At 75.2% G+C, this 8,750-nt stretch carries 9 protein-coding genes; 6 read left to right on the top strand and 3 right to left on the bottom strand.

Annotated features, from left to right (window positions below; translation table 11 throughout):
- Nucleotides 1–172: 172 nt before the first annotated feature.
- Complete coding sequence (locus EFE23_RS26650; protein ID WP_123243642.1) at nucleotides 173–1,570, bottom strand: acyl-CoA synthetase; 1,398 nt, start codon at nucleotides 1,568–1,570, stop codon at nucleotides 173–175.
- Nucleotides 1,571–1,756: 186 nt separating this feature from the next.
- On the opposite strand from EFE23_RS26650, the gene EFE23_RS26645 reads away from it, so the two are divergent.
- The gene (locus EFE23_RS26645) at nucleotides 1,757–1,993 is read left to right on the top strand and encodes a DUF2238 domain-containing protein (RefSeq protein ID WP_199737258.1); all 237 of its coding nucleotides are present in this window, start codon (nucleotides 1,757–1,759) and stop codon (nucleotides 1,991–1,993) included.
- A gap of 126 nt (nucleotides 1,994–2,119) precedes the next feature.
- Nucleotides 2,120–2,500 (top strand): DUF1622 domain-containing protein, encoded by a 381-nt coding sequence (locus EFE23_RS26640; RefSeq protein ID WP_123243641.1) that lies wholly within the window; start codon nucleotides 2,120–2,122, stop codon nucleotides 2,498–2,500.
- A 47-nt stretch (nucleotides 2,501–2,547) separates the two neighbouring features.
- Here EFE23_RS26640 and ygiD read toward each other — a convergent pair whose 3' ends face one another.
- The gene (ygiD, locus tag EFE23_RS26635; RefSeq protein ID WP_233601158.1) at nucleotides 2,548–3,417 is read right to left on the bottom strand and encodes a 4,5-DOPA-extradiol-dioxygenase; all 870 of its coding nucleotides are present in this window, start codon (nucleotides 3,415–3,417) and stop codon (nucleotides 2,548–2,550) included.
- Nucleotides 3,418–3,569: 152 nt separating this feature from the next.
- On the opposite strand from ygiD, the gene EFE23_RS26630 reads away from it, so the two are divergent.
- The 4 genes from EFE23_RS26630 to EFE23_RS26615 all read left to right on the top strand — a co-directional run bounded on the left by EFE23_RS26630 (nucleotide 3,570) and on the right by EFE23_RS26615 (nucleotide 6,687).
- Nucleotides 3,570–5,660, top strand: coding sequence for a heavy metal translocating P-type ATPase (locus tag EFE23_RS26630; RefSeq protein ID WP_123243639.1), 2,091 nt, complete (start codon nucleotides 3,570–3,572; stop codon nucleotides 5,658–5,660).
- Nucleotides 5,661–5,761: 101 nt separating this feature from the next.
- Nucleotides 5,762–6,163, top strand: coding sequence for a TOBE domain-containing protein (locus EFE23_RS26625; RefSeq protein WP_123243638.1), 402 nt, complete (start codon nucleotides 5,762–5,764; stop codon nucleotides 6,161–6,163).
- Nucleotides 6,160–6,297 carry a hypothetical protein gene (locus tag EFE23_RS26620; RefSeq protein WP_199737257.1) on the top strand — a complete coding sequence of 46 codons (138 nt, stop codon included), beginning with the start codon at nucleotides 6,160–6,162 and terminating at the stop codon, nucleotides 6,295–6,297. The genes EFE23_RS26625 and EFE23_RS26620 overlap by 4 nt, the downstream gene beginning before the upstream one ends.
- Before the next feature lie 93 nt (nucleotides 6,298–6,390).
- Nucleotides 6,391–6,687, top strand: a complete 297-nt coding sequence (locus tag EFE23_RS26615; protein WP_199737256.1) for a hypothetical protein — start codon at nucleotides 6,391–6,393, stop codon at nucleotides 6,685–6,687.
- Nucleotides 6,688–6,719: 32 nt separating this feature from the next.
- Here the strand turns inward: EFE23_RS26615 and EFE23_RS26610 are convergent, their stop codons facing one another.
- Nucleotides 6,720–8,591, bottom strand: a complete 1,872-nt coding sequence (locus tag EFE23_RS26610; RefSeq protein WP_123243637.1) for a sulfatase-like hydrolase/transferase — start codon at nucleotides 8,589–8,591, stop codon at nucleotides 6,720–6,722.
- Nucleotides 8,592–8,750 lie beyond the last annotated feature (159 nt).

The following is an 8,750-nucleotide window of genomic DNA, read 5'->3' as shown; positions in this document are numbered from 1 at the left end:
CCTCCGCTCAATAGACCGACCCGCCTACGACACCGTCGTCCAAGACCAAATCACCACCGCCAAGACCACCACCGACCAAACCCCCGAACAACAACTCGCGGGACTCCTCGCCAGCGGCGACACCTGGACCATCAGCTGACCCGGCTCGGCTGGGCCGCCTCGGGCCGCCGGCTCAGCCCAACCGCGACTTCTGCACCTTGCCGAGCGCGTTGCGGGGCAGGGCGTCCAGGAAGTGGATCCGCCGGGGACGCTTGTGGACGGCGAGCTGTCGCGCCACGAAGTCGATCAGTTCCGGCTCGGCGGCGCCGTCGGCCACCACGTACGCCGTCACCCGCTGCCCGAGCTCGTCGTCCGGTACGCCGACCACCGCCGCCTCGCGTACCGCGGGGTGGGCCAGCAGCGCCTCCTCCACCTCCCCGGCGCCGATCCGGAACCCGCCGCTCTTGATCAGGTCGGTGGCGGCCCGCCCCACGATCCGGTGCCGCCCGTCCGGGTCGATCGTCGCCACGTCCCCGGTCCGGAACCAGCCGCCGGCCAGCCGCACCGCCGCGTCGGCGTCCGGCCGGCCGAGGTATCCGTCGCACAGCGTCGGGCCGCGCACCAGCAGCTCGCCCATCGCCACGCCGTCGGACGGCACCGGCTGGAGGCGGTCGTCGACCAGCCTGGTCTGCACGCCGGGCAGCGGCCAGCCCACCGTGCCCGCCAGCCGGGACCGGTCCGCCCGCGCGCTCACCGTGATCAGCGTCTCGGTCATGCCGTACCGCTCCACCACCCGGTGCCCGGTGAGCGCGTGCAGCCCGTCGAAGACCGTGGCGGACAGCGGCGCGCTGCCCGACACCAGCAGCCGGGCCCGGCGCAACGCCCGGGCCGCGGCCGGGTCGGCGCAGACCCGCGACCAGACCGTCGGCACCCCGAACAGCAGCGAGCCACCGGCCGCCGCGTACCGCTCGGGCCGGGGGCGCCCCACGTGGTCGAGCCGGCTGCCGAGGCGCAGCGGCCCCAGCACGCCCAGCACCAGACCGTGCACGTGGAACAGCGGCAGCCCGTGCACCAGCAGGTCGTCCGGGGTCCACGACCAGGCGTCCGCGAGACCGTCGAGGCAGGCGGCGATCGCCCGCCGGGACAGCAGCACGCCCTTCGGCAGGCCGGTCGTCCCGCTGGTGTAGAGGATCAGCGCCGGCCGGTCGTCCGCCGGCTCCCGGTGGCGGGTGGCCGAGCGGTCCCGCAGCGACACCGGCACCACCGGCAGGCCACCCGCGTCGGCCTCGACGCCCGCCGGGTCCAGCACCGCCGCCACCGCGGAGTCCCGCAGGATGTGGGCCCGTTCCATCGGGCCCGCGTCCGGCGGCACCGGCACCACCGTCACGTCCGCCAGCAGCGCCCCGACGATCCCCACCACCGTCTCCAGCGTGGCGGTCGCCTCCACCGCCACCCGGTCCAGACCGCGGATCCGGTCGGCCACCGCCGAGGCGCTCTCCAGCAGGTGGGTGCCGGCGATCGCCCGCCCGGCGACCCGGATCGCGTCCGGGCGCTCGTCCGGCGCGTGCGACAGAGCCGTCAGCAGGGCCACCTGGCAGCCTCCCGTGCAGCGCGGGGCGCCCGGCCGGTGACCCGGGCGAGCGGGAGCCCGACGGGCCCGGCCCGACCGTAACCAGGGCCCGGACGCCGCACCACCCCTAATCGTCGATCCCGCTGCTATCGTCGGCGTCCGGCCGGCGGCGGACCGGTCCGTCCAGTGAGGAACAGGCGGTCAGCGGTGCCCCGAGTACGCCACGTCCTGCCGCCGGTGCTGCTCGGCCTCGTGCTCGTGGCACTGGTCGTCTCCGGCATCCGGCCGTACGACCGGCTCACCTGGTTGTTGGAGACGGTCTGGGTGATCGTCGGCGGGCCGGTGCTGCTGCTCACCTGGCGCCGCTTCCCGCTGACCACGCTGCTGTGCTGCCTGCTGGCGCTGCACGCGCTGATCCTGATCGCCGGTGGGCACTGGAGCTAGGCAAGGGGGACCGCCCGCCGCAGCGGATGCCGTCGGGTTCCCCTGGGGTGGCCGGGCCCGAAACACCCCGGCCGCGGCGGGCCGTGCGCGATGGTGGGGGCGACGGCCGGCGTACGGGGGTGACGGGTGCCGACCAAGGAGATCATCGAGCGGATCGGGGCGTTGCTCGACCTGGCCGGAGTGCTGGTCATCGCCCTGGGCGTCGGCGTCGCCACGGTGGTGTTCGTGCTGCGCTGGTGGCGCACCCGACTTGTGGTCGACCACTACCGGGCGTACCGGCAGGGCGTCGGCCGGGCCATCCTGCTCGGGCTGGAGTTCCTGGTCGGCGGGGACATCATCCGCACCGTCGCGGTCTCGCCCACCTTCACCAGCGTCGGGGTGCTCGCCCTGATCGTGCTGGTCCGGACCTTCCTCAGCTTCTCCCTGGAGGTGGAGCTGGACGGTCGCTGGCCGTGGCAGGGCAAGGGGTCGACGGCCGGCCCGAGCGTGGGGGCCGGACCCCGATAGACCGCGGCGTTCGTCGTACCCGGCCGCCCGGCTCCGCCCCGGTCCCGTCAGATGTTGGCCGAGTCGGCCGGCACCCGGGGCGGCAGCGCCGGCGCCCCGGGCGACGGCGCCGCCCGCCGGCAGGCCAGCCCGAGGGTGTACGCGGTCATCGACAGCGAGCCGTACGCGTACCCGTCGACCAGCACCTCGGGCCGGCCGTCGGCGGCGCCGGCCAGCCCGGCCAGATAGAGCAGCGGGATGAAATGGTCCGGGGTCGGCACCGCCAGGCCGTAGTCGCGGTGCCCGTCCAGCCGGGCCGCCTCGGTGGGCGCGTCCAGGACGGTCTCCCGGGCCGCGTCGTCGAACCGGCGGGCCCAGTCGAAGCCCTCGTCGGTCAGGCGCGGGTCCACCCCGCCCAGGTTGTGCACCACGTTGCCGCTGGCCACCACGAGCACGCCGCGCTCGCGCAGCGGGGCGAGCCGTGCGCCGAGGTCGAGGTGGTAGTCCAGCGGCTTGAACGCGTTGACGCTCAGTTGCACGACGGGGATGTCCGCCTCGGGGAAGGCGTGGGTGAGTACCGACCAGGTGCCGTGGTCGATGCCCCAGGAGTCCAGGTCGGCGCCGACCCAGGTGGGGTGGACCACGTCGCTGATCTCCTCGGCCAGCTCCGGCAGCCCGGGCGCGGGGTAGCGGACGTCGAACAATTGCTGCGGGAAGCCGTAGAAGTCGTGGATGGTGCGGGGCCGGGGCATGGCGGTGACCGCGGTGGCGCCGATGTACCAGTGCGCGGAGACGACCAGGATCGCGCGGGGCCGGGGTGCCGTGCGGCCGAACTCCCGCCAGGCCGAGGTGTAGCGGTTGACCTCGAGGGCGTTCATCGGGTTGCCGTGCCCGAAGAACGCCGCCGGCATCGTCGTCCGCGTCGTCTGCTCGCTCATCCTGCTCCCCGCCGCCGGCCGTGTCCCGAGGCTAGCCCGTTCGGGCGCACGGTGTCCGCGCGTCCGTGCGGGAGCCGGTGCGGCCGGTCCGGTCCAGTTTCGCTTGTCGAATACCCCTAGGGGGTATATGGTCGCGGTGGAGGTGGAGTTCAGTGGAACACCGACACGAACACCGGCACCGCGACGCGTCCAGCGCGCCGGGTGGCCACGGACCGCACGCCGGCCACGGCGGCGGGCATGACAAGCACGCCGGGCACGACCCGGAGCAGTTTCGCCGCAAGTTCTGGCTGAGCCTGGCCCTGACCGTGCCGATCGTGCTCACCAGTCACATGGTCATGGACTGGTTCGGCTACCGGGTCGACTTCCCGGGCATCCGGTGGGTCGGCCCGGTGCTCGGCTCGGTCGTCTTCTGGTACGGCGGCTGGCCCTTCCTGGTCGGCGGGGTCCGCGAGCTGCGCGATCGCGCGCCCGGCATGATGCTGCTGATCTCGATGGCGATCACCGTCGCGTACGCCGCCTCGGCCGCGACCAGCCTCGGCCTGTTCGACCTGGACTTCTGGTGGGAGCTGGCCGCGCTGGTGACCATCATGCTGCTCGGCCACTGGCAGGAGATGAAGGCGATCGGGCAGGCCCAGGGCGCCCTCGCCGCCCTCGCCGCGCTGCTGCCCGACGACGCCGAGCGCCTCGACGAGGCGGGACAGCCGCACCGGGTGCCGGTGGTTGACCTGCGGGTCGGCGACCTGGTGCTGGTCCGCTCCGGCGGTCGGGTCCCTGCCGACGGGCGGATCGAGGACGGGGCCGCCGAACTCGACGAGTCGATGATCACGGGGGAGTCGCGACCGGTACCGCGCGCCGTCGGCGACCGGGTGGTCGCCGGCACCGTGGCCACCGACTCCGCCCTGCGGGTACGCGTCGACGCCGTCGGCGAGGACACCGCGCTGGCCGGCATCGGCCGGCTCGTCGCCCAGGCGCAGGCCTCCGGCGGGCGCGCCCAGGTGCTCGCCGACCGGTTCGCCGCGCTGCTGTTCTACGTCGCCGCCCTCGCCGGTGTGGCCACCTTCGTCGCCTGGCTCGTCCTGGGCGACACCGATCAGGCCGTGATCCGCACCGTGACGGTCCTGGTGATCGCCTGCCCGCACGCCCTCGGACTGGCCATCCCGCTGGTCGTGGCGCTCTCCACGGCGCTGTCGGCGCGCGCCGGAATCCTGGTGAAGGACCGGCTCGCCCTGGAACGGATGCGCACCGTCGACGCGGTTCTGTTCGACAAGACCGGCACGCTCACCAAGGGCCGGCACACCATGACCGGCGTGGCCGCCGCCGGCGACCTCACCGAGGACGACGCGCTGCGGATCGCCGGCGCGGTCGAGGCCGACAGCGAGCACCCGCTCGCCCGGGCCCTGGTCGCCGCGGCGCAGCGCCGCGACCTGCGGGCCGAGGCCCGCGACTTCCGGTCGCTGACCGGCCGCGGCGTCCGCGCGGTGGTCGACGGTACGGAGTGGGCGGTCGGCGGCCCAGCCCTGCTCCGCGAGTTGGACGTCGACGTGCCCGCCGAGCTGTCCGCGGCGGCGGAGGCCTGGTCGAAGCGGGGCGCGGCGGTGCTGCACCTGGTCCGCTCGCCTGAGCGCGGGGCCGCGCGGGTGCTCGGCGCGTTCGCCCTCGAGGACGAGGTCCGGCCGGAGGCCCGCGAGGCGATCGCGCAGCTGCGCGAGCAGGGGGTGAGGAAGATCGTGATGATCACCGGGGACGCCCGGCCGGTTGCCGAGGCGGTCGCCGCCGACCTGGGTTTCCGCCCCGGGGTGGACGAGGTCTTCGCCGAGGTGCTTCCCGCCGACAAGGACAAGGCGGTCACCGAACTCCAGTCCCGGGGGCTGGTGGTGGCGATGGTCGGCGACGGCGTGAACGACGCCCCGGCCCTGGCCCGCGCCGACGTGGGCGTGGCCATCGGCGCCGGCACCGACGTGGCCATCGAGTCCGCCGGGGTGGTGCTGGCCAGCGATGATCCGCGCGGGGTCACCGGCGTGATCCGGCTGTCCCGCGCCTCGTACCGGAAGATGCGGCAGAACCTGGCCTGGGCGGCCGGCTACAACGTGCTGGCGATCCCGCTCGCCGCCGGGGTGCTGGCCTGGGCGGGCATCGCGCTCAGCCCGGCGGTCGGCGCGGTGCTGATGTCGGCCTCGACCATCGTGGTGGCGCTGAACGCGCAGCTGCTGCGCCGGGTCCGCCTCACCCCCCGGGAGGGTTGACGCGCATTCCGCAGATGCCGGCGTCATAGCCCATCGCTCCTTGAGGATGCGAGGGGCCATTGCTGTTCACGGCCGCATGTGCGGGCGGTTAGGGTGGCCGGGTGACGGTGTTCCGGATCGGTGAGGCCGCCGAACTGCTCGGGGTCAGCGCGGACACGGTCCGCCGCTGGATCGACGCCGGGCGGCTGCCCGCGACCCGCGACGAGCACGGCCACCGGGTGCTCGACGGGGTCGACCTGGCCGCCTTCGTCCGTGCCCCGGGGCACCCGGAGCTGTCGTCCGCCCGCAACCGGCTGCGCGGCATCGTCACCGCCGTCGTCAAGGACACCGTGATGGCCCAGGTCGACATCCAGGCCGGGCCGTTCCGGATCGTGTCGCTGATGAGCCGCGAAGCCGTCGACGAGCTCGACCTGCAGGTCGGCGCGGTGGCCATCGCCGTGATCAAGTCGACCACCGTCGTGGTCGAACGCGCCCCCGCCCCCAGGGGAAGGACCAACCCGTGACCGTACGGTGGACCCGCCGCCTCGCCGGGGTGGCCGCGCTGGTGCTGGGCCTGACCGGCTGCGGCGGCACCGACGGTCCGGGCACCTGGGACGGTGGCGCCGCGGCGGCGGAGACGCGGGCATATCCGGCGTGACGGACGCCGCTGGACGCTCGTTGGTTCGTGAGAAAGGTTTGACTCTGCTTCGCCCGGTCAGTGAACAGGGGAGCGACGAGGAAGGGGAACGGGGTGCCCGAGACGACTCACATCCGGTCCGGCCAGGAGGTCGTGCTGCCCGACGAGGTGACCGATCCGCTGCTCTGGCGGGCGGCGTACGAGGTGGCCACCGCCCACCAGCCGGACGAGACGGGGCGGTGTCCCAGCCTGCTCTGCGGCGGCCGGCCCGCGCCCTGCGACACCCTGGTCGAGGCCCGCCGGGCGATGCACCTCGCTGGCGCCGACGCGCCGGCGGAGGTCTCCGCCCCCGCCCGCGACGCGTCGGCCCCGCGCCCCCGCTCCCGCTCCCGCCGCCGCAGGGCGGCCTGAACCGCCGCCGCTCCGACGAGAACGGCCGGCTGTCAGTGGCCGGGGGTGGGGGCGAAGGCGGTGAGGAAGCGGTCCCGGAAGGTGTCCATCCGCCAGACCGGGGCCTGCGGGCCCGGGCGCAGGCCGGGCTGCCAGCGCCAGTCGGCGATCCGGTCCAGCACCTTCGGGTCCTTCGCCACGATGGTGATCGGCACGTCCCGGCCGGCGCCTTCGCCGGTGACCGTCGCGGCCGGCTGGTGGTCGCCGAGAAAGACCAGCACCAGGTCGTCGCCGCCGTACGTCAGCACGTACGACACCAGGGTGCCGAGCGTGTACTCGATGGCGTGCGCGTAGTCGGCGCGGATCTGGCCGCTGTCCCGCTGCACCACGTCCCGGGTCCCACCGGTGCGAGTGGACGCCTCCTCGAAGATCGACCCGTCGCCGACCGCGTCCCACGGCACCGGCTTCGGGATGGCCGACCAGGGGGAGTGGCTGGAGACCAGCGGGATCTCCGCCATCAGCGGGGCGTGCGGCCGGGCCCGCTCCAGGCGCTGGAAGGTGGCCAGGGTGTACTGGTCCGGCATCGGCGCGTAGCTGAACGTCGGGCCGCGGTAGCGGAGCCGCTCGGCGTCGTAGTAGCGGTCGTACCCGAAGAACGTCCTCTCCGGCCACGGCTGGGTGGCCGCCGGCAGCACGCCGACCGTCTGCCAGCCGGCGCGGTGGAACGCGCCGTTGAGGGTGAGCCGGTCCCCGGCCAGCAGGTCCCGGTGGCGCTGGTCGTTGTCGATCCACAGCCCGGAGAGCAGGGTGGCGTGGGCCAGCCAGCTTCCGCCGCCGAACGTGGGCGAGGTGAGGAAGCCGCTGCGGGCGTCGTACCCGGCGGTGCGCAGTCGCCGGTAGCCGTCGTCGAGCACCGCGTTGACGCCCGGCGAGAGCTCCGGATCCGCCACGGCGTCCCGGCCGTAGCTCTCCACGAACGCGACCAGTACGTCCTTGCCGCGCAACCCGGTCAGCAACCGGTCGCCCGGCACGTCCCGGTACGCGTCAGTGGCGGCCTGCCCGGCGAACACCGCACGGTCGCGCAGCCCCGCGCGGATCTGCCCGGCATGGGCGGCGAGCAGGGTGGCCGCCTCCCGGTCGGCCACCGGCACCCCGGCGGCGAGCCGTACCCCGAAGAGGGCACAGCCCAGCCAGAGCACGGCGAGAGCCGCGACCACCCGCGCCGACGCGGCCCGGTGCCGGGCGAGCAGGCGGGCCAGCCGCCGCACCGCCATGGTCACCAGCACCAGCAGGCCGACGGAGAGCAGCAGCGCCCCGGCCGCCGCCGCGAGTGCGGTGGCCCGGCCGGCCGAGTCGGTCAGGTAGCCGAACGCGTCGTCGAACAGCCGCCAGTCGAGCAGCACGTCGAACGGTCGGTCCCGGGCCAGGAAGAAGCCCATGTCCAGCAGCTTCAGCACGGCGAGCAGGCCGAGCAGCAGCCCGCCGAGGGTGGCGACGGGCCGGCGCGCGCGGCCCGGCAGGACGAGCAGCAGCGCCACCGCGACGAGCGCCTCCACCGGGATCCGCAGCACGGCGGCCGGCCCCACCTGGTCCAGTTCGTCGGGGAGCACGAGCGCCGCCCCCACCAGCAGCGCGGCGAGCCCGGTGAGGCCGGCGGCGGCGATCCGGCGACCCCGGGACGGGCCTGCCGCCGCGTCCCGCGACGGCCCGCCATCCGGCGCGGTCCTCCCGTCCGGCGCGGTCCCCGCCTCCGCCGGCGCGGTGCCGGTATCGGGCGGCGCGGTGCCGGCATCCGGCGGGGCGGCGGCCTCGGCCGGTGACCCCGCCGGGGGCGGCGGCGTCGACGGCCGGGTCGGGGCGGGGGCGGCGGGCTTGTCGGCCGGGAGGTTCCCGGCCGGGCGGCGGAGGCGGGCGAGGAGTGACACGGGGACATCCTTCGGCGGGGTGGTGGGGGAGCCGGGCGACCCGGCGTCAGGCGGGCTGGTGGGCGGGGATCCGGATCGCCAGCGGCACCGGACGCGCTGCCGGGCCGGCCGGACGCGCGGCCCGGCCGGTGGGCTCGAGGACGATCCGGGTGGCTCGCT

The sequence above is a fragment of the Micromonospora solifontis genome (assembly GCF_003725545.1).
GTDB classification, from domain to species: domain Bacteria; phylum Actinomycetota; class Actinomycetes; order Mycobacteriales; family Micromonosporaceae; genus Micromonospora; species Micromonospora solifontis.
This window is presented reverse-complemented; position numbering and strand designations above follow the sequence as displayed.